The organism is Micromonospora sp. NPDC005174, assembly GCF_040608495.1.
GTDB lineage: Bacteria > Actinomycetota > Actinomycetes > Mycobacteriales > Micromonosporaceae > Micromonospora.
In genome coordinates this window covers 109,400-128,749 of sequence record NZ_JBEXIJ010000003.1, presented here as the reverse complement: position 1 = coordinate 128,749, position 19,350 = coordinate 109,400, and the positions used below count along the sequence as shown (strand labels likewise).

The following is a 19,350-nucleotide window of genomic DNA, read 5'->3' as shown; positions in this document are numbered from 1 at the left end:
CGAGTGTGAAGGACCGCTCATGAGCTCCCTGAAGACCCCCGCGCCACCGGGCGCGTCGGCCCGCGGGCCACGCCCGGCGCCACGGCACTCAACGGCGCGCCGCCGGCAGTTGAACCGGCTGGACCTGCGCTTCACCCCGTACGTCTTCGTCCTGCCGTTCTTCGTGCTCTTCGCGATCTTCGGCGTCTACCCGATCGTCTACACGTTCTGGATCGCGATGACCGACCGGTCACCGATGAACGCGACGATCAGCTTCGTCGGTCTGGACAACTTCGTCGAGCTGTTCACGAACGACCCGCAGTTCTGGAACGCGGTCGTGAACACCTTCGGGATGTTCGCGCTCTCCACCATCCCGCAGCTGATCATCGCGCTGCTGCTGGCGAACGCGCTGAACCGGCGCATCCGCGGCCAGATGTTCTTCCGACTGGCCATCGCGATGCCGATCATCACCTCGACCGCCGTGGTGGCGCTCATCTTCTCGATGATCTACGCCCGCGACTTCGGCCTGATGAACTGGCTGCTCGACCTGGTCGGCGTCGGCCCCATCGACTGGCGGGCCAACCGCTTCGCCTCCTGGTTCGCCATCGCCACGATGGTCGACTGGCGGTGGGTGGGCTACAACGCCCTGATCTACCTCGCGGCGATGCAGTCGATCAGCAAGGACGTCTACGAGGCGGCCGCTCTCGACGGCGCGTCGCAGCGCCGCCAGTTCTGGTCGATCACCATCCCGCAGCTGCGTCCCACCATCATCTTCACGCTGATCATCTCGACCATCGGTGGCCTGCAGCTCTTCACCGAGCCGCTGATGTTCACCAGTGGCTCGGGCGCGCTCTCCGGCGGCACGGAGGGGCAGTTCCAGACGATCACGATGTACCTGCTGGACGTCATGAACCAGCGGTTCCGGTGGGGTTACGCGGGCGCCGTCGCCCTGGTGCTGTTCCTGCTGATCGCGTCCGTCTCGTTCCTCAACTACCTGCTGGCCCGCCGCATCAGCTCCGACAAGTGAGGGTGGCCCTCCCATGACCAGTACCACTCTGCGACCGCCGCCGGTCCGGCCACCGGCCGATCGCGCCGGCATCCGCCACCGGGCGGAGAAACTCTGGACGGCCAGCCCACTGACCTGGTTCGGGCTCGTCCTCGGCGTCATCCTGTCGCTCTTCCCGTTCTACTGGATGATCGTCATCGCCTCGCGCACCAGCGACGCGGCGAACTCCTGGCCGCCGCCGTTCCTGCCGGGCGGCAAGCTGGGCGAGAACATCCAGCGGGTGCTCGACAACGGCGACGCCAACATCGTCAAGGGCCTGATGAACTCGTTCCTGGTGTCGGGCACGATCACGGTGGCGACCGTGTTCTTCGGCTCGCTCGCCGGGTTCGCCTTCGCGAAGCTGCGCTTCCGCGGCAAGAACGCGCTGTTGCTCATCATCCTGGCCTCGATGATGATTCCGATTCAGCTCGGCGTGCTTCCGCTGTACATCCTGATGGCGAAGCTGGAATGGCTGAACACGATGCCGTCGGTGACGGTGCCGTTCCTGATCGGCGGCTTCGGCATCTTCATGATGCGTCAGTACGCCGAGCAGGCGGTGCCCAACGAGCTGATCGAGGCGGCACGCGTCGACGGCTGCTCCACCTGGCGTGTCTACTGGCACGTGGTGGTGCCGGCGCTGCGACCGGCGGCGGCGGTGCTCGGGCTGCTCACCTTCATGGAGCAGTGGAACCAGTTCTTCTGGCCCTTCGTGGTGCTCGCCGACCCGGCCAACCCGACCGTGCAGATCTCGCTGCGCAGTCTGAACACCGCATATTTCGCGGACAATTCTCAGATTTTCGCGGGTACGCTCATCGCGACCCTTCCGCTGTTCATCGTCTTCGTTCTGTTCGGCCGCCAGATCATTGGCGGGATCATGGAAGGTGCCGTCAAGTCGTGAGCAACACCGCCAGCCCATCCGCCGTCGACCTCCTCGACGAGCGTTCCGGGCTGACCTTTCCGCCCGGCTTCCTGTGGGGAGCCGCGACCGCGGCCTACCAGATCGAGGGGGCGGCGGCCGAGGACGGCCGCACCCCGTCGATCTGGGACACCTTCAGCCACACCGAGGGCCGGGTGGTCAACGGGCACACCGGCGACGTGGCCTGCGACCACTACCACCGGCTCGGTGACGACGTCGCGTTGATGGCCGAGCTGGGCCTGAAGTCGTACCGTTTCTCGGTCTCCTGGCCCCGGGTACAGCCCGGTGGCACGGGCGCGGCCAACCCGCAGGGCCTGGACTTCTACCGGCGGCTCGTCGACGACCTGCTGGCCCACGACATCGAGCCGTGGCTCACCCTCTACCACTGGGACCTGCCCCAGGAGCTGGAGGACGCCGGCGGCTGGCCGTCGCGGGACACCGCCGCCCGCTTCGCCGACTACACCACGCTCGTCGCCGACGCGCTCGGCGACCGGGTGCGCTACTGGACGACGCTGAACGAGCCGTGGTGCTCGGCGTTCCTCGGGTACGGCTCCGGCGTGCACGCCCCCGGGCGGTCGAACGGTGCGGACTCGGTCCGCGCCGGTCACCACCTGATGCTCGGGCACGGCCTGGCCGTGCAGGCGCTGCGGGCCGTCCGGCCCACGGCCGAGGTGGGCGTGACCGTCAACCTGTACCCGGTCGACGCGGCCACCGACGCCCCCGCCGACGTCGATGCGGCCCGCCGGATCGACGGGCTGGCCAACCGCTTCTTCCTCGACCCGCTGCTGCGCGGGTCGTACCCGGAGGACCTGGTGGCCGACCTGCGCACGGTCACCGACTTCGACCACGTCCGCGACGGCGACCTGGCGACCATCTCCACGCCGCTGGACCTGGTCGGGATCAACTACTACAGCCGGCACGTGGTCGCCGCGCCGATCGAGGGCGCCGAGCCCGAGCCGTACTGGCGGGCACCCTCCTGCTGGCCGGGCAGCGAGGACGTCCGGTTCGTCACCCGGGGCGTCCCGGTCACCGACATGAACTGGGAGATCGACGCCCCGGGCCTGGTGGAGACGCTCCAGCGGGTGCACGAGGAGTACACCGACCTGCCCCTGTACGTCACCGAGAACGGTTCCGCGTTCGTCGACACCGTCGTCGACGGGCAGGTCGACGACGTCGACCGGCTGGCCTACTTCGATGCCCACCTGCGGGCCTGCCACGAGGCGATCAACGCCGGAGTACCCCTGCGGGGATACTTCGCCTGGTCACTGATGGATAATTTCGAGTGGGCCTGGGGTTACACCAAGCGCTTCGGCATGATCCACGTGGACTACGACAGCCAGCTTCGCATCCCCAAGTCCAGCGCCAGGTGGTACGCCTCGGTGATCCGACGCAACGGTCTGGCCGCACAATAGGCTCGGGCCAGCCATCAGGGCGGTCCCGGCGTCCATCCTCGGGTGGGGCCGGGTCCGCCCGCCGTCGGAGGAGCAGACGATGACAACGCAGCGCACCCGCTCGCTCGGGCGCCCGACCCTCGACGCGGTCGCGGCGCGCGCCGGCGTGGGTCGGGGCACGGTCTCGCGCGTGGTCAACGGCTCGCCCCAGGTCAGCCCGGAGGCCCGGGCCGCGGTCCAGCAGGCCATCGCCGAGCTGGGGTACGTGCCGAACCGCGCCGCCCGAGCGCTGGTCACCCAGCGGACCGACTCCGTCGCCCTGGTGGTGTCCGAATCCGGGGAGCGGGTCTTCACCGAGCCGTTCTTCGCGGCGATCGTGCGGGGGATCAGCTCCGGTCTGCTGGAGACGCCCATGCAGCTCTGGCTGGCGATGGCCCAGTCGCCGGTCGAGCGGGAGCGCGTCGAGCACCACCTCACCAACCAGCACGTCGACGGCGTACTGCTGCTGTCGCTGCACGACTCCGACCCGCTGCCCACCCTTCTGGAGGAGCGCGGCCTGCCCGCGGTGCTCGGTGGTCGACCGGCCCGGATGCTGCAACCCGGTGCCCAGCCGGCGTGGTTCGTCGACGTGGACAACGTTGGCGGCGCGCGGCAGGCGGTGGAGTACCTGACCGGCCAGGGCCGGCGGCGGATCGCCACCATCGCCGGTCCGCAGGACATGGGCGCCGGCCTGGCCCGACTGGCCGGCTACACCGAGGCCGTCAAGGCCACCGGCGTCGGCGTCAACCCCGACCTGATCGCGTACGGCGACTTCAGCGAGGGCAGCGGGGCGACCGCCATGCGTCGGCTGCTGGACGCCTGCCCGGACCTGGACGCCGTCTTCGTCGCGTCCGACCTGATGGCGTTCGGTGCGTTGCGTACCCTGCGCGACGCCGGTCGGCGTGTTCCGCAGGACGTCGCCGTGATCGGTTTCGACGACGCGCCGATCGCCCGGCAGGCGGAGCCACCCCTGACCTCGGTGTACCAGCCGGTGGAGGAGATGGGCCGGCAGATGGCCCGACTGCTGGTCGCCCGCATCCGCGGCGACGACCTGCCCGCCCCCCACATCCTCCTGGACACCCAGTTGGTCCACCGCGCCAGCGCCTAACCCCCACCCCACCCCACCCCCACCCCACCCCACCCCCGTCGATACTCCCGCCCCCACCCCCGTCGATCTTGCACTTGCTGTGGCGACATAACGGGCAATCCCCGCGACCCGTCGACAGAAAGTGCAAGATCGACGTGGGGTGGGGCGGGGGCCCGGGAGGGGCGGGGGGTGAGGGGTGGGGGGTGGGGTTAGGGGAGCCAGCGGCGGAGTTCGCGTTTGGCCAGGGAGTTGCGGTGGACCTCGTCGGGGCCGTCGGCGAGGCGGAGGGTGCGGGTCTGCGCCCAGAGGGCGGCCAGGGGCGTGTCCTGGCTGACGCCCGCGCCGCCGTACCCCTGGATGGCCTTGTCGATCACCCACTCGGCCATCGCCGGCGTGCCGATCTTGATGGCCTGGATCTCGGTGTGTGCGCCCTTGTTGCCGACGGTGTCCATCAGCCACGCGGTCTTGAGCACCAGCAGGCGGGCCTGTTCGATGCGGACCCGGGACTCGGCGATCCACTCCCGGACCACGCCCTGCTCGGCGAGCGGTCGGCCGAACGCGATCCGTTCGTTCGCGCGGCGGCAGAGTAGCTCCAATGCCCGCTCGGCCATTCCGATCAACCGCATGCAGTGGTGGATGCGGCCCGGGCCGAGCCGGGCCTGGGCGATGGCGAAGCCGGTGCCCTCGGCGCCGATGAGATTGTCCGCCGGCACCCGTACGTCGGTGAAGTCGATCTCGGCATGCCCGCCGTGTGAGCCGTCGGTGTAGCCGAAGACGGTCATGCCCCGGCGGACGGTCACCCCGGGGGTGTCGCGGGGGACGAGCACCATGCTCTGCTGGCGGTGCCGGTCGGCGTCCGGGTCGGTCTTGCCCATCACGATGAAGATCTCGCACCGCGGGTCCATCGCGCCGGACGACCACCACTTGCGGCCGTTGATGACGTACTCGTCGCCGTCGCGGGTGATCCGGGTGGCGATGTTGGTGGCGTCGGAGGAGGCGACCTCCGGCTCGGTCATGCAGAAGGCGGAGCGGATCTCCCCCTCCAGCAACGGCATGAGCCACCGCTCGCGCTGGGCGTCCGAGCCGAACTCGGCCAACAGCTCCATGTTGCCCGTGTCCGGTGCCGCGCAGTTGACGGCCTCGGGCGCGAGGTGCGGGCTGCGCCCGGTCAGCTCGGCGAGCGGGGCGTACTGGAGGTTGGTCAGGCCGGCGCCGTAGCGCGGGTCGGGCAGGAACAGGTTCCACAGGCCGCGCTTGCGGGCCTCGGCCTTCAGTTCGGCCAACACCGGGGTACGCGACCACGGGTCACCCACGGCGACCTGCTCGGCGTGCACCGGCTCGGCCGGGTAGACGTGCTCGGTCAGGAACCGGGTCAGCTCCTCGCGCAGCTCCTCGGTCCGGGCGTCGTACGCGAAGTCCATCACCGCTCCCTGGCGGCGGTCAGTCCGTACGCGACCAGCGGTGCCACCATCTCGCCGATCCGGTCGAAGCCCTCGCCGAGCGTCTGCCCGAGCGTGTGGCGGTAGTGGATGCCCTCGCAGATGACCGCGAGCTTGAAGCAGCCCAGCGCGACGTGCCAGTGCAGCGGCCCGACGTCGACGTCGCTGCGCCCGGCGTACCTGTCGATCAGCTCGGCGCCGGTGGGGAAGCCGGCGCGTGGGCCGAGGCCGTCGGCGACGGGGTTGCCGGCGGCGGTGTCGCTGTCACCCAGCACGTCCCAGTACGTCAGCAGCAGTCCCAGGTCGGCGAGGGGGTCGCCGAGGGTGGCCATCTCCCAGTCGAGGACGGCGTGCACGGCCACCGGGTCGGCGGAGGCGAGGAGGTTGTCGAGGCGGTAGTCGCCGTGCACGATGCGGCCCGCGTTGGCGCCCTCCGGGGCGGTCGCGGCGAGCCTGTCGCGCAGCTCGTCGATGCCGGGCAGGTCGCGGCTGCGCGAGCGGTCGAGCTGGCCGGCCCAGCGGCGGACCTGCCGGGCAAGGTAGCCCTCGGGGCGGCCGAAGTCGGCGAGCCCGACGGTGGCCGGGTCGACGGTGTGCAGCGCGGCCAGGGTGTCCATCATCGCCATGGCGAGGGCCCGGCGTCGCTCGTCCCCGAGTGGGTCGGTCTGGGCGCGGGTCCGGAACACCTCGCCGGGTACGCGTTCCATCAGGTAGAACGGTGCGCCGAGGACGTCGGTGTCGGTGCAGAGCAGCAGCGCGCCGGGCACCGGTACCTCGGTGGGCGCCAGCGCCGAGATGACCCGGAACTCGCGGGCCATGTCGTGCGCGGTGGCCAGCACGTGCCCGAGCGGTGGGCGGCGCAGCACGACCTCGCGGTCGCCGAGGCGCAGCAGGTAGGTGAGGTTGGACTTGCCGCCGGCGATCAACTGGGCCCGCATCGGCCCCGCGGCCAGCTCGGGGCGGTGCGTCGCCAGGTAGTCGGCGAGCCGGTCGAGGTCGACGCCGGCGGGGGCGGCCGGGACAGCGCCCGGCCGGAGCGCGCTGGCGGCCGGATCGGTCATCCGACTAGTTCATGGCAGCCCGCTCACGTTGTCAAGGTCAGATTTTCCCCTCGGGACATGCCTCTGCAACAGGGACGAAATGGTCAACCACCAGGCTGTTGTCAGCCTGCCGGCCGTCGCCGGCCCGCCGAGCGGAGGGACAGACATGTTGCTGCGAGTTCGGGTCACCCTGCCGGACCGTCCGGGCACCCTCGGCCAGGTCGCCCGCACGCTGGGTGTCTCCGGCGCGGACATCGTGCAGGTGGTGGTCCTGGAGCGTCTCGGCGGGCGCGCGGTGGACGACTTCACTGTGGTGTGGCCGGGCGCGGCCCGGGTGGAGCGCCTGCTGGCCGGCCTCGCGGCGATCCCGGGTGTACGGGTGGACGGGGTGTGGCGGGCGATCGGCGCGCCCACCACCACCGGTCAGGACGCGGAGCTGCTGGCCCAGGTCGCGGCCAACCCGGCCGATGGGCTGGCCACCCTTGTCGACGCCGTGCCGGGGCTGCTGGCGGCCGACTGGGCGGTCGCCGCGGTGGTCCCGGTGGACTGGGCGTCGCGCAGCGGGGGCGGCGGGGCGACGGTGGGTCACGCGAGCTGGCGCGCTCCCGTACCGCCGCGGTTGCCGGAGGTGACTCCGCTGCGCGGCCGGTCGATGACCACGCCCGACGGCACCCACCACGCGATCGCCCCGTTCGGCCGGGCGGGCCTGGTGCTGGTGGTCGCGCGCGAGCACAACGAGACCCTGTGCGCCGCGGGTTTCCACAGCACCGAGGTCGACCGGCTCACCCAACTCGTGCGGGCCAGCGCGGTGATCCTCGGCGACCGACTGGACCTGGTCGGCACGCCACCGGTGGTCGCCGGCCCCTCCTGACCAGCGCGAGGAGTTCCCGGGTCGACACCGGCGAGCAACCGGACGGCAACAGCCGCGGGCGAGGCTCTGGGGTGGGAAGGGAGCCAACCATGACGTTGTGGCGGATCCGAGCGACAGTGGACGACCGGCCGGGTTACCTGTCGGTCCTCACGGCGAGCCTCGCGCTGCGCGGGGTCAACATCCTCACCGTGCAGGTGCAGCCCACCGAGCAGGGCGCGGTGGACGACTTCCTGGTCGACGCGCCGGACGCGCTCGACGAGGCCGAACTGATCGCCGCCGTCGAGCGGGGTCGCGGGCGGGACTGCTGGGTGGCGCGCAGCGAGGCGCGCGGCCTGGCCGACCAGCCGACCCGCGTGCTCGGGCTGGCCAATCGGCTCGTGCGCGACCCGGACGCGACGGGTGAGGCACTGCGTACTTTGCTCGGCGCGGACTCGGTGAGCTGGCGACCGGCGGCGACCGGCGACGACCGGGGCATCGCCGACACGAGAATGCTCCTGGCCGATCCGGCGGGCGGTTCGTTCGCGCTGCGCCGGGCCGCGCCCGCCTTCACCCCGGCGGAGTACGCCCGGGCGCAGGCCCTGGTCGAGCTGGCGGCCACGGTCACCCGTCGAGCCGCCGAGCAGGTCACCCTGGTGCTGCCCGACGATGCCGAGGTGGCGGTGCGGCCGGCGAGCGCGGACGACCTGGCGGGTGTGCTGGAGCTGCACGAGGGCTGCTCCCCGCGCAGCCGGGAGCGGCGCTACCTGAGCGGGGCGGCACTGCCGCGGCAGGACCGGCTGCGCCGTCTGCTGGAGCCGACGCGAGGGCTCACCCTGGTCGCCACGACGACCGACGGGGACGGCACGGTGGTCGCCATGGCGAACCTGCTCGGTGAGGGCGACGAGGCCGAGGCGGCGCTTCTGGTACGCGACGACTGGCAGCGCCGTGGCCTGGGTTCGGCCCTGCTGCGCCGGCTGGTGTCACACGCCGACCGGGCCGGGTACGCGGCGCTGGTGCTGCACGTGCGGGCGGACAACGCACCGATGCTGCGGACGCTGCGCCGGCTGGACCGGCCCAGCTCGGTGCAGCGGGACGCCGGTCTGCTCACCCTGACCCTGCCGCTGGCGGTTGCCGTCCCGGCCGCGCGCCGGGGCGTCTTCCTGTCGCCGGCCGGATCGGAGGGTTCGCGGACGCCCGTGGACCAGGTGACGCGTTGATCGTGTGATCGGCGCGCGTGTCCCCGTCACGCCGGTAGGCGTGACGGGGTCGGGGTGCGGCATGGGCTTCCCAATCGACGAGGCGCACATTACATTGTCGGATATCCATGGGAGCGCTTCCACGGCCCATGGTCACACCGCCACCCCCGCTGTCGCCGGTGGCCGTGCCGCCCCACGCCGTCCCGCGTTGGTGCGACCGCCGGCGGCGCCTGGTGAACAGGAGCCGTTCATGCGCCACCTGACCCGGCCGTTGACCGGCCACCCCGGCCGGTCGCCCGCCGCCGACCAGCCCTGGCCCCGACGGTTGCTGGCCGCCGGCGTCGCCCTGCTCACCGGTGTGTCCCTCGCGGTCGCCGCGCCGACGCCCGGGCCCGCGTCCGCCGCGCCGTCCTTCAACTACGCCGAGGCGTTGCAGAAGTCGCTGCTGTTCTACGAGGCGCAGCAGTCCGGTGAGCTGCCCGACTGGAACCGGGTCTCCTGGCGCGGCGACAGCGCCCTCACCGACGGCGCCGGCACGGGCGTCGACCTCACCGGCGGCTGGTACGACGCCGGTGACCACGTGAAGTTCGGCTTCCCGATGGCGTTCAGCGCCACCATGCTCGCCTGGGGCGCGGTGGAGTACCGCAGCGGCTACAGCGCCTCCGGCCAGCTCCCGCACCTGCTCAACAACCTGCGCTTCGTCAACGACTACTTCATCAAGGCGCACCCGTCGGCGAACGTCCTCTACGGACAGGTCGGCAAGGGCGACGACGACCACAAGTGGTGGGGCCCGGCCGAGGTGCTGCCGATGGCGCGGCCCGCGTACAAGATCGATGCGAGCTGTGGCGGCGCGGACCTGGCGGGGGAGACGGCGGCCGCGATGGCCGCCTCGTCGATGGTGTTCCGGCCCACCGACGCGACCTACGCGGACAAACTGCTCACCCACGCGCGGCAGCTCTACACGTTCGCCGACACCGTGCGGAAGGCGTACAGCGAGTGCATCACCGACGCGGCCTCGTTCTACAAGTCGTGGAGCGGCTACCAGGACGAGCTGGTGTGGGCCGCCATCTGGCTCTACCGGGCCACCGGCGACGCGAGCTACCTGACCAAGGCCGAGAGTGAGTACGACAAGCTCGGCACCGAGCCGCAGTCCACGACCCGCTCTTACAAGTGGACGATCGCCTGGGACAACAAGCAGTTCGGCGCGTACGTGCTGCTGGCCAATCTGACCGGCAAGCAGAAGTACGTCGACGACGCCAACCGCTGGCTGGACTACTGGACCGTCGGCGTGAACGGCCAGCGGGTGCCGTACTCGCCCGGTGGGATGGCCGTGCTCGACTCCTGGGGCGCGCTGCGCTACGCGGCCAACACCTCCTTCGCCGCGCTTGTCTACAGCGACAAGACCACCGACACCACGCGCAAGGCGCGCTACCACGACTTCGCCGTCCGGCAGATCAACTACGCGCTCGGCGACAATCCGCGCAGCTCCAGCTACGTCATCGGGTTCGGCGCCAACGCACCGAAGAACCCGCACCACCGCACCGCGCACGGCTCGTGGTGGGACAGCCAGACCGTGCCCGTCGAGACCCGGCACACCCTCTACGGTGCGCTGGTCGGCGGCCCGTCCTCGGCCAACGACGCGTACAGCGACAGCCGGTCGGACTACGTCATGAACGAGGTGGCCACCGACTACAACGCCGGCTTCACGTCCGCGCTGGTCCGGCTGACCTCGGAGTACGGCGGCACCCCGCTGGCGAACTTCCCGGTCGCCGAGACGCCGGACATCGACGAGATGACCGTGGAGACCACCGTCATGCAGGCCGAGCCCCGGGCCACCGGGCTCAAGGCGGTCATCTACAACAAGTCGGCGTTCCCGGCCCGCGCGCTGACCACCGGAAAGTTCCGGTACTACTTCCGGCCCGACGGCAGCGGCCCGGTGCAGGTCACCTCCGGCTACACCCAGGGCTGCCCGTCCCCGACCACCGCCAAGCAGTTCAGCGGCGACATCTGGTACGTCGAGGTGGACTGCACCGGTTACACCATCGCCCCGGCAGGACAGTCGGCGCACCGGATGGAGGTCCAGTTCAAGATCGGCGTGCCGGAGGGCGGCACCTGGGACCCGACCAACGACCCGTCGTACCAGGCTACCGCCGGCCCGAACCGCAAGGTTCCGCTCTACGCCGGCAGCACCCGCGTCTGGGGTGACGAGCCGGGGCCGGTCGTGCCGGACACCACCGCGCCGAGCGTCCCGGGCAAGCCGGTGGCGTCCAACCTCGCGTCCCGCTCGGTCACCCTGACCTGGTCGGCGTCCACCGACACCGGTGGCAGCGGCCTGGCCGGGTACGACGTCCGCGAGGTGCAGGTCAACAGCGACACGGTCGTGGTCCGGCCGGTCACCGGCACGACGTTGACCATCACGACGCTGCTACCGGCGACGTCGTACGAGTTCACCGTCGTGGCCCGCGACGGCGCTGGCAACACGTCGGCGGCCTCACCGGCGCTCACCGTGACCACGCCGCCGACCGGCTCCACCGACACGACCGCGCCGAGCACGCCCGGCACACCTGTCGCCTCGGCGGTCACCGCCACCGGCCTCACCCTCGCCTGGACGCCGTCCACCGACAACGTGGGCGTCGCCGGTTACCGGGTCTACCGCGAGGCCGGCACGACCGACGCCCTCGTCGGCTCGCCGACCAGCAGCACTCTCGCCGTGACCGGGCTGACGGCCTCCACGGCGTACCAGTTCTACGTGGTGGCCGTCGACGCGGCCGGCAACACCTCCGCGGCGTCCGCGCCGGTCGCGGTGACGACGGCGGCACCGCCGGTCGGCGGCACCTGCTCGGTGGGGTACGCCACGACGGACTGGAACACCGGCTTCACCGCCACGGTGACGATCACCAACACCGGCACCGCCGCGATCAACGGCTGGACGCTGCGGTTCAGCTTCGCCAACGGGCAGACGATCAGCCAGGGCTGGTCGGCGACCGTCAGCCAGTCCGGCGCGGCGGTCACCGCGACGAACCTGTCCTACAACGGCACGATCGCGCCGGGCGCGTCGGTGAGCTTCGGCTTCAACGGCACGCACAGCGGCAGCAACCCGAAGCCGACGGCCTTCACCGTCAACACCACCACCTGCGCCGTCGCCTGAGTCGGTCGCGCATTGAGATCTTGGACAGTTACCGTTAGCTGGCCGGTAACTGTCCAAGATCCATGACGGCCGTACGCAGCCTGTCGTACTCGGAATGACGTCGCCGGGCCGACGCGGGCGGGGCCGTGTCGGGACAGGGTGGCGACATGACTGTTACCGCACGGATGTGCACCATCGCGGGCCTCCTCGTCGGCGCCGCAGGCATCGGCGTCATGTGGGCCGCCGGTGTCGAGTTCCCCGTCGCCGTACCGCCCGGCATGATCATCCTGCTGGCAGGCGCCATCTTCGTCACGTTCGCCCCGTGGCGCTGGTCGCCCGCAGTGGGTGCGCTGCTGGGTCTGTTTGTGGCCGTCGGGTTCGCGATCAGCCCCACCGGGGTGGACAACCTGCTCGGGCGGCACGGCACCGATGTGGCGACCGGGCAGGCGATCCAGTTGGTCGGGGTGCTGACCGCGCTGGTCGCCGGTGTCGTCGCCACGATTGCCAAGCGGCGCACGCCGCGACGTCGCTGACTCCGGTGGCGCAACGTCAGTCTGTGGCCTGGCGTCGCCGGTACCGCAGCCGGGCAACCGGCGATGCCGCGCCACTCCAACACATTTCCGAAACTTTTCCGAAACCTCCTCGCTCGGGCCGGAGGCGTGATATGAACATCGATTAGGTTAAATATTCAACTGAGACGTCCGGCCGTCCCGCCTCGGCGGCCCGGGTCCAGGCCAACAAGGAGGCCGAGATGGCAATAAGCCCATCCGTTCATCGTGGCGGTACTCGGCGACGGCGATCGCCCGTCGTCCGAGCGCTGCTCGCCGGCACTTTCAGCGTCGTGACCGTGGCCGCCGTCGCGGTGATGATGCCCTCGGCGAACGCCGCAGCGAGCACGCTCGGCGCGGCCGCCGCGCAGTCGGGCCGGTACTTCGGCACCGCCATCGCGGCGGGCCGGCTCAGCAACTCGACGTACAGCACGATCGCGGCGCGTGAGTTCGACATGATCACCGCTGAGAACGAGATGAAGCCGGACGCGACGGAGCCCCAGCGGGGCCAGTTCAACTTCACCTCCGGCGACCAGATCTACAACTGGGCGACCCAGCGTGGCCTGAAGGTCCGTGGGCACACCCTGGCCTGGCACGGGCAACAGCCGGGGTGGATGCAGAGCTTGAACGGCAGCAGCCTGCGTCAGGCGATGATCGACCACATCAACGGCGTGATGGGCCACTACCGGGGCAAGCTCGCCGCGTGGGACGTGGTCAACGAGGCGTTCAACGAGGACGGCAGCCGTCGCAGCTCGAACCTCCAGGGCACCGGCAACGACTGGATCGAGGTGGCGTTCCGCACCGCGCGGGCGGCCGACCCGTCGGTCAAGCTCTGCTACAACGACTACAACATCGAGAACTGGTCGTACGGCAAGACGCAGGGCGTCTACCGCATGATCCAGGACTTCAAGTCCCGCGGCGTGCCGATCGACTGCGTCGGTCTGCAGACCCACTTCACCGGCGGCAGCTCGCTGCCGAGCAACTTCCAGACCACGCTGTCCAGCTTCGCCGCGCTCGGCGTGGACGTGGCGCTGACCGAGGTCGACGTCACCAACTCGTCCACCACCCAGTACGCCGGGCTCACCCAGGCGTGCCTGAACGTGCCGCGCTGCATCGGCATCACCGTCTGGGGCGTACGCGACAGCGACTCCTGGCGCTCGAACGAGAGCCCGCTGCTCTTCGACGGCAACGGCAACAAGAAGGCCGCCTACACCTCCGTCCTCAATGCGCTCAACGCGGCCCCCCCGACCTCGGGACCGACCGTGAGCCCGACCGTCAGTCCGACGGTCAGCCCGACCGTGAGTCCGACCACGAGCCCGCCGCCGACTGGCGGTGCCGGCCGGATCGTCGGAGTGCAGTCGGGCCGGTGCATCGACGTGCCCAACTCCACGCAGACCAACGGCACCCGCGTCCAGCTCTACGACTGCAACAGTCAGTCGAACCAGCAGTGGACGTACACCTCCGGCAAGCAGTTGCGGGTCTACGGCAGCAAGTGTCTGGACGCGAACGGCGCGGCCACCGCCAACGGCACCGGAATCATCATCTGGGACTGCAACAGCGGGGCGAACCAGCAGTGGAACATCAACTCCAACGGCACCATCACAGGTGTGCAGTCCGGCCGCTGCCTGGACGTCTGGGGCACCGGCAACGGTCAGCAGGTCCAGCTGTACGACTGCCACGGGCAGACCAACCAGCAGTGGCGGACCGACTTCGGCGGCACCACGCCGACCACGCCGCCGCCGACGTCGGCCCCGCCGACCACGCCGCCGCCGACGTCGGCCCCGCCGACCACGCCGCCGCCGACGGGTGGCTGCGCGCTCCCGTCGACCTACCGGTGGTCGTCGACCGGCGCGCTGACGAGCCCGAAGAACGGCTGGCTCTCGCTCAAGGACTTCACGAACGTGGTCTACAACGGCCAGCACCTGGTCTACGGGTCGTACGTCAACAGCAGCGGCCAGTACAGCTCGATGAACTTCGGCACGTTCACAAACTGGTCCGACATGGCCTCGGCCAGCCAGAACGGGATGAGCCAGGGCACGGTGGCGCCCACGCTGCTGTACTTCGCCCCGAAGAACATCTGGGTGCTGGCGTACCAGTGGGGACCGACCTCGTTCAGCTACAAGACGTCGAGCGACCCGACCAACGCCAACGGCTGGTCCTCGGCGCAGACGCTGTCGACCGCCACCCTCTCGGACGCCCCGTACGGGGTGATCGACCAGACCCTCATCGGTGACGACCAGAACATGTACCTGTTCTTCGCCGGTGACAACGGCAAGATCTACCGGTCGAGCATGCCGCTGGGGAACTTCCCGGGCAGCTTCGGCTCGACCTACACGACGATCATGACCGACTCGACGAACAACCTGTTCGAGGGCGTCGAGGTCTACAAGGTGCAGGGCCAGAACCAGTACCTGATGATCGTGGAGGCGATCGGCAGCCAGGGACGCTACTTCCGGTCGTTCACGGCCACCAGCCTGGGCGGCTCGTGGACCCCGCAGGCCGCCAGCGAGAGCAACCCCTTCGCCGGCAAGGCCAACAGCGGCGCCACGTGGACCAACGACATCAGTCACGGTGACCTGGTCCGTACCAACCCCGACCAGACCAAGACCGTCGACGCCTGCAACCTCCAGTTGCTGTACCAGGGCAAGGACCCCGGTGCGGGCGGCGACTACAACCGGCTGCCGTGGCGGCCGGGTGTACTGACCCTCCAGCGCTAGGCGTCACTCCAAGAATGGAGAACCGAGGCGTGCCCGGCACCGTGCGGTGCCGGGCACGCCCGTTCGCCTCAGCCGGACAGGTCCTCGGCGAGCAGGTCCATCAGCAGGGCGTCGTGCCAGCGGCCATCCTCGCCCCGCTCGTAGCGGCGCATGATGCCCACCGGACGAAAGCCCACCTTCGCGTACGCCCGGATGGCCGCGCTGTTCGCCGCCGCCGGGTCAATCGTGAACCGGTGGTGGCCGTACTCGTCGATCAGGTGCCGGGCCAGGGTGCGGATGGCGTCGACGCCGAGACCTGCACCGCGTGACTCGGGAGCGAGGAACACGTCCAGGCTGGCGTGGCGGTAATCCGGGTCCGGCTCGGAGTGCCACTGGATCGCGCCGATCACCCTGCCGTCGTGCTCGATGGCGTACAGGGCGAGGTCGTCGTCGTTCAGGTCGGCCTGGATGGACGCGGCCAGGTCGTCGCCGCCGCGCCACCACCGGCGTACCTCCGGCTGTGCCCGGATGGCCGCGAGGGCCGGCACGTCCGCGACCGTCGCCGGTCGCAGGGTCACCGCCCGCCCGTGCAGCATCGGCTCAGCCCCGGATCTCGCCGTGCTCGACGCAGATCGCCGACCAGCCGACCGGCAGCACCTGCACCTTCATCCGACGCCGGCAGTGCGCGCAGTAGCGCGGCGGCTCCAACTGGCGGGCCGTCGCGCAGCCCGGGTGGGGGCCGGCTGCCGCCGCCTCGCCGCACCTGTCGCACCAGAGCACGGCAGCCGTGGCCGACCGACCCTCGCGGGTCGGTTCGGCGTCGGAGGTCGTCGTCATGGTCGTCACAGCGTGGCGGAGAGGGCCTTGACCGGCATCTTCAGCTCGTCCAGCAGGTCGAGGTCGGCGGTCGCCGGTCGACCCAGCGTGGTCAGGTAGTTGCCGACGATCACCGCGTTGATGCCGCCCAGCAGGCCGTCGCGGGTGCCCAGGTCACCGAGGGTGATCTCGCGGCCGCCCGCGTACCGCAGGATGGTGCGCGGCATGGCCAGCCGGAACGCGGCGATGGCCCGCAGCGCGTCCTTGCCCTCGACCACCGGACGGTCGCCGAGCGGGGTGCCGGGGCGCGGGTTGAGGAAGTTCAGCGGCACCTCGTGCGGGTTGAGCTCGGCGAGCTGCGCGGCGAACTCCGCCCGCTGCTCGACGGTCTCGCCGAGGCCGAGGATGCCGCCGCAGCACACCTCCATGCCCGAGTCGCGGACCATGCGCAGCGTCTCCCACCGCTCCTCCCACGAGTGGGTGGTGACCACGTTCGGGAAGTACGACCGGCAGGTCTCCAGGTTGTGGTTGTAGCGGTGCACACCCATGTCGACCAGGTCGTCGACCTGCTCCTGGGAAAGCATGCCCAGCGACGCGGCGACCTGGATGTCGACCTCGGCCTTGATGGCGGCGACGCCTTCGCGCATCTGCTTCATCAGCCGCTCGTCGGGGCCGCGCACGGCGGCCACGATGCAGAACTCGGTGGCCCCGGTCTTCGCGGTCTGCTTCGCGGCCTCGACAAGCGACGGGATGTCCAGCCAGACCGAGCGCACCGGGGAGGTGAACAGACCGGACTGCGAGCAGAAGTGGCAGTCCTCCGGACAGCCGCCGGTCTTCAGCGAGACGATGCCCTCGACCTCGACCTCGGGGCCGCACCACCGCATCCGCACGTCGTGCGCGAGTTGGAGGGCGGCGGGCAGGTGCTCGTCGGGCAGGTTCAGCACGGCGAGGACGCCAGCCTGGTCGAGGCCGACGCCGTCACCCAGGACCTGGGTACGGGCCTGGTCGAGGATCTCTGGCATGGCTCGTACCCTACAAGGCCCCGGCTCCACCCGGTATGACCTGCCGGCGGCGTAGACGGACGCCGGGCCGCGCCCGGCGGACGACCGCGCAGGTCAGGCCGCGCGTCACCCGCACGGCGACCAGGAGTGACGATCTTTTGACGGTACGTGGTGGCCGATGTCGTCGGGTCGACGTTCGACGCCGCTGCGCGTCGCGTACCGAGTGGATTCGTCGAGTCGCGGGCGGCGGGTGGTAATTTCGCCCGGCGGACGTCGGCGTGACCGGCGCGGACGGCGGTGAAGGGGTGACGGTGGCGGACTGGCTGGCGGCGCTCGATCGTCGCGCGCAGTTGAGGGCGAAGGCCGGGTTGACCCGGCGACTGCTCCCGCGTCCCGCCGACGACCGGATGACCGACCTCGCCGGCAACGACTACCTCGGCCTGGCCACCCACCCGGAGGTCACCGCCGCGGCCACGGCGGCACTCTCGGCGTACGGGTTGGGCGCGACCGGGTCACGCCTGGTGCGCGGCTCGACCGACGCGCACCACGCCCTGGAGGACGAGCTGGCGCAGTGGCTGGGCACCGACCAGGCTCTCGTGTTCTCCTCCGGCTACCTGGCGAACATCGGCGCGTTGCGGGCTCTCGTGCAGCCCCGGACCCTGCTCGTCTCGGACGCGCACAACCACGCGTCGCTGATCGACGGCTGCCGGATCTCGGGCGCCGAGACGGTGGTCAGCGCGCACGCCGACGTGACGGCGGTGGCGGCCGCCCTGGCCGTGGCGCCGGGACGCCCGGCGGTCGTGGTCACCGAGTCGGTCTTCTCGGTCGACGGTGACCTCGCACCGCTGGCCGATCTGCACGCGGTCGCCCGCCGCTACGGCGCGCTGCTGCTCGTCGACGACGCGCACGCGCTCGGCGTGACCGGCCCGTCCGGTGCGGGCGCGGTGGCGGCCGCCGGTCTGGCCGGCGAACCGGACGTGGTGGTCACCGCCACCCTGTCCAAGGCGCTCGGCGGGGCGGGTGGCGTCGTCGCCGGTCCGGCCGAGTTCGTCCGGCACCTGGTCGAGACCGGTCGTACGTTCATCTTCGACACCGCGCTGCCGCCGGCCGTGGCGGCCGGGGTGCACGCCGCGCTGCGGCTGGCCCGGGCCGGCGACGACCTGCGCGCCGAGGTTGCCGACCGGGTGGCGCTGGCGGTCGGTCGACTGCGCGCGGCCGGGCTGGCCGTCTCCGCGCCGGACGCGGCGGTGATCTCGGTGGCGGCGCCCGGTCCGGAGGCCGCGACGACCTGGGCGGCCGACTGCCGGGACCGCGGTGTCGCGGTGGGCTGCTTCCGGCCGCCGTCGACCCCGGACAGCCGCTCCCGGCTGCGCCTGACCGTCAGCGCCGGGGTGCCGCGGGCCGACTTCGAGCGGGCGCTGGACGTCATCGTGGATTGTGCGCCATGAGTGATACGGCGTGGGAGGGGCCGGTGCTGGTCACCGGTACCGACACCGAGGTGGGCAAGACCGTGGTCACGGCGGCCATCGCGGCGGCCGCGCAGGCCGCCGGCCTCCGGGTGGCGGTGGTCAAACCCGGCCAGACCGGCACGGCCGGCGGTGAGCCGGGTGACGTGGACGTGGTCAATCGGCTGGCCGCGCCGCTGACCGGTCGTACCCTGGCGAGTTTTCCGGACCCGCTCGCCCCGTTGGCCGCGGCCCGGGTCGCGGACCTGCCGCCGCTGGAGCTGTACGCGGCGGTGGACGCGGTCCGCGAGGAGGCGGACAAGCACGACCTGGTTCTCGTCGAGGGCGCCGGTGGTCTGCTGGTGCCGATGGGCCTACGGCCGTCGGGTGAGCCGTGGACGATGGCCGACCTGGCGGTGTCCCTCGGCGCGCCCGCGGTGGTGGTGGCCCGTGCCGGGTTGGGCACGCTCAACCACACGGCGCTGACCCTGGAGGCGCTGGACCGTCGGGCGGTACCGGCCGGCGTGGTGATCGGCGCCTGGCCGGCGTCGCCGGAGCTGGTGCACTGGACGAACCTGACCGACCTGGTGCCGAACCTGCTGGGCGCGGTGCCGGCGGGCGCGGGCGCGATCGATCCGGGGGTGTTCCGGCGTTCGGCGCCGGGGTGGCTCACCCCGGCGTTGCACGGGGTGCTCGACGACTGGCGCGTCTGGGCCGAGGAGAGCAGCTGAACAC

16 protein-coding genes are annotated in these 19,350 nt (G+C 71.1%); 11 read left to right on the top strand and 5 right to left on the bottom strand.

Features of this window, described 5'->3' with window-relative positions; all coding sequences use genetic code 11:
* The first annotated feature begins 19 nt into the window (after window positions 1-19).
* The 4 genes from ABZU91_RS04665 (at window position 20) to ABZU91_RS04650 (ending at window position 4,478) form a co-directional block, all read left to right on the top strand.
* Window positions 20-1,006, top strand: coding sequence for a sugar ABC transporter permease (locus ABZU91_RS04665; RefSeq protein WP_355233898.1), 987 nt, complete (start codon window positions 20-22; stop codon window positions 1,004-1,006).
* A 70-nt stretch (window positions 1,007-1,076) separates the two neighbouring features.
* Window positions 1,077-1,922 (top strand): carbohydrate ABC transporter permease, encoded by an 846-nt coding sequence (locus ABZU91_RS04660; RefSeq protein WP_234581704.1) that lies wholly within the window; start codon window positions 1,077-1,079, stop codon window positions 1,920-1,922.
* Window positions 1,919-3,352, top strand: a complete 1,434-nt coding sequence (locus ABZU91_RS04655) for a GH1 family beta-glucosidase (protein WP_355233896.1) — start codon at window positions 1,919-1,921, stop codon at window positions 3,350-3,352. Before ABZU91_RS04660 ends, ABZU91_RS04655 begins: the two co-directional genes overlap by 4 nt.
* 79 nt (window positions 3,353-3,431) lie before the next feature.
* Entirely contained in the window at window positions 3,432-4,478 is a 1,047-nt protein-coding gene (locus ABZU91_RS04650; protein ID WP_355233894.1) for a LacI family DNA-binding transcriptional regulator, read from the top strand.
* Window positions 4,479-4,666: 188 nt separating this feature from the next.
* Here ABZU91_RS04650 and ABZU91_RS04645 read toward each other — a convergent pair whose 3' ends face one another.
* On the bottom strand, window positions 4,667-5,878 hold the full coding sequence (locus tag ABZU91_RS04645; protein WP_355233892.1) for an acyl-CoA dehydrogenase family protein: 1,212 nt from the start codon (window positions 5,876-5,878) through the stop codon (window positions 4,667-4,669).
* Entirely contained in the window at window positions 5,878-6,957 is a 1,080-nt protein-coding gene (locus tag ABZU91_RS04640) for a phosphotransferase family protein (RefSeq protein ID WP_355233890.1), read from the bottom strand. The genes ABZU91_RS04645 and ABZU91_RS04640 overlap by 1 nt, the downstream gene beginning before the upstream one ends.
* Window positions 6,958-7,102: 145 nt before the next feature.
* Here ABZU91_RS04640 and ABZU91_RS04635 point away from each other — a divergent pair, with 145 nt between their 5' ends.
* From ABZU91_RS04635 to ABZU91_RS04615, 5 genes are all read left to right on the top strand, one after another.
* Window positions 7,103-7,807 carry an amino acid-binding protein gene (locus tag ABZU91_RS04635; RefSeq protein WP_355233888.1) on the top strand — a complete coding sequence of 235 codons (705 nt, stop codon included), beginning with the start codon at window positions 7,103-7,105 and terminating at the stop codon, window positions 7,805-7,807.
* 89 nt (window positions 7,808-7,896) lie between these two features.
* Entirely contained in the window at window positions 7,897-9,003 is a 1,107-nt protein-coding gene (locus ABZU91_RS04630; RefSeq protein WP_355233886.1) for a GNAT family N-acetyltransferase, read from the top strand.
* A 229-nt stretch (window positions 9,004-9,232) separates the two neighbouring features.
* Window positions 9,233-12,130, top strand: coding sequence for a glycoside hydrolase family 9 protein (locus ABZU91_RS04625; RefSeq protein WP_355233884.1), 2,898 nt, complete (start codon window positions 9,233-9,235; stop codon window positions 12,128-12,130).
* 146 nt (window positions 12,131-12,276) lie between these two features.
* Complete coding sequence (locus tag ABZU91_RS04620; protein WP_355233882.1) at window positions 12,277-12,642, top strand: hypothetical protein; 366 nt, start codon at window positions 12,277-12,279, stop codon at window positions 12,640-12,642.
* A 218-nt stretch (window positions 12,643-12,860) separates the two neighbouring features.
* Entirely contained in the window at window positions 12,861-15,374 is a 2,514-nt protein-coding gene (locus tag ABZU91_RS04615) for a non-reducing end alpha-L-arabinofuranosidase family hydrolase (RefSeq protein WP_355233880.1), read from the top strand.
* A 68-nt stretch (window positions 15,375-15,442) separates the two neighbouring features.
* Here the strand turns inward: ABZU91_RS04615 and ABZU91_RS04610 are convergent, their stop codons facing one another.
* Genes ABZU91_RS04610 through bioB form a run of 3 tightly spaced genes read right to left on the bottom strand, consistent with a single transcriptional unit; the run spans window position 15,443 to window position 17,191 of the window.
* On the bottom strand, window positions 15,443-15,949 hold the full coding sequence (locus ABZU91_RS04610) for a GNAT family protein (RefSeq protein WP_355233878.1): 507 nt from the start codon (window positions 15,947-15,949) through the stop codon (window positions 15,443-15,445).
* A gap of 4 nt (window positions 15,950-15,953) precedes the next feature.
* Window positions 15,954-16,190, bottom strand: coding sequence for a hypothetical protein (locus ABZU91_RS04605; protein WP_355233876.1), 237 nt, complete (start codon window positions 16,188-16,190; stop codon window positions 15,954-15,956).
* 5 nt (window positions 16,191-16,195) lie between these two features.
* Window positions 16,196-17,191 (bottom strand): biotin synthase BioB, encoded by a 996-nt coding sequence (bioB, locus tag ABZU91_RS04600; RefSeq protein WP_355233874.1) that lies wholly within the window; start codon window positions 17,189-17,191, stop codon window positions 16,196-16,198.
* Between the two features lie 290 nt (window positions 17,192-17,481).
* Here bioB and ABZU91_RS04595 point away from each other — a divergent pair, with 290 nt between their 5' ends.
* Entirely contained in the window at window positions 17,482-18,618 is a 1,137-nt protein-coding gene (locus ABZU91_RS04595; RefSeq protein WP_355234795.1) for an 8-amino-7-oxononanoate synthase, read from the top strand.
* Complete coding sequence (bioD, locus tag ABZU91_RS04590) at window positions 18,606-19,346, top strand: dethiobiotin synthase (RefSeq protein WP_355233872.1); 741 nt, start codon at window positions 18,606-18,608, stop codon at window positions 19,344-19,346. The genes ABZU91_RS04595 and bioD overlap by 13 nt, the downstream gene beginning before the upstream one ends.
* The last annotated feature ends 4 nt before the right edge of the window (window positions 19,347-19,350 follow it).

Coding starts and splice junctions, on each gene's coding strand:
- ABZU91_RS04635 (WP_355233888.1), top strand. CDS start 7,103: ATGTTGCTGCGAGTTCGGGTCACCCTGCCGGACCGTCCGGGCACCCTC.
- ABZU91_RS04630 (WP_355233886.1), top strand. CDS start 7,897: ATGACGTTGTGGCGGATCCGAGCGACAGTGGACGACCGGCCGGGTTAC.
- ABZU91_RS04640 (WP_355233890.1), bottom strand. CDS start 6,957: ATGACCGATCCGGCCGCCAGCGCGCTCCGGCCGGGCGCTGTCCCGGCC.
- ABZU91_RS04610 (WP_355233878.1), bottom strand. CDS start 15,949: ATGCTGCACGGGCGGGCGGTGACCCTGCGACCGGCGACGGTCGCGGAC.
- bioB (WP_355233874.1), bottom strand. CDS start 17,191: ATGCCAGAGATCCTCGACCAGGCCCGTACCCAGGTCCTGGGTGACGGC.
- ABZU91_RS04625 (WP_355233884.1), top strand. CDS start 9,233: ATGCGCCACCTGACCCGGCCGTTGACCGGCCACCCCGGCCGGTCGCCC.
- ABZU91_RS04645 (WP_355233892.1), bottom strand. CDS start 5,878: ATGGACTTCGCGTACGACGCCCGGACCGAGGAGCTGCGCGAGGAGCTG.
- ABZU91_RS04650 (WP_355233894.1), top strand. CDS start 3,432: ATGACAACGCAGCGCACCCGCTCGCTCGGGCGCCCGACCCTCGACGCG.
- ABZU91_RS04605 (WP_355233876.1), bottom strand. CDS start 16,190: ATGACGACGACCTCCGACGCCGAACCGACCCGCGAGGGTCGGTCGGCC.
- ABZU91_RS04665 (WP_355233898.1), top strand. CDS start 20: ATGAGCTCCCTGAAGACCCCCGCGCCACCGGGCGCGTCGGCCCGCGGG.
- ABZU91_RS04615 (WP_355233880.1), top strand. CDS start 12,861: ATGGCAATAAGCCCATCCGTTCATCGTGGCGGTACTCGGCGACGGCGA.
- ABZU91_RS04620 (WP_355233882.1), top strand. CDS start 12,277: ATGACTGTTACCGCACGGATGTGCACCATCGCGGGCCTCCTCGTCGGC.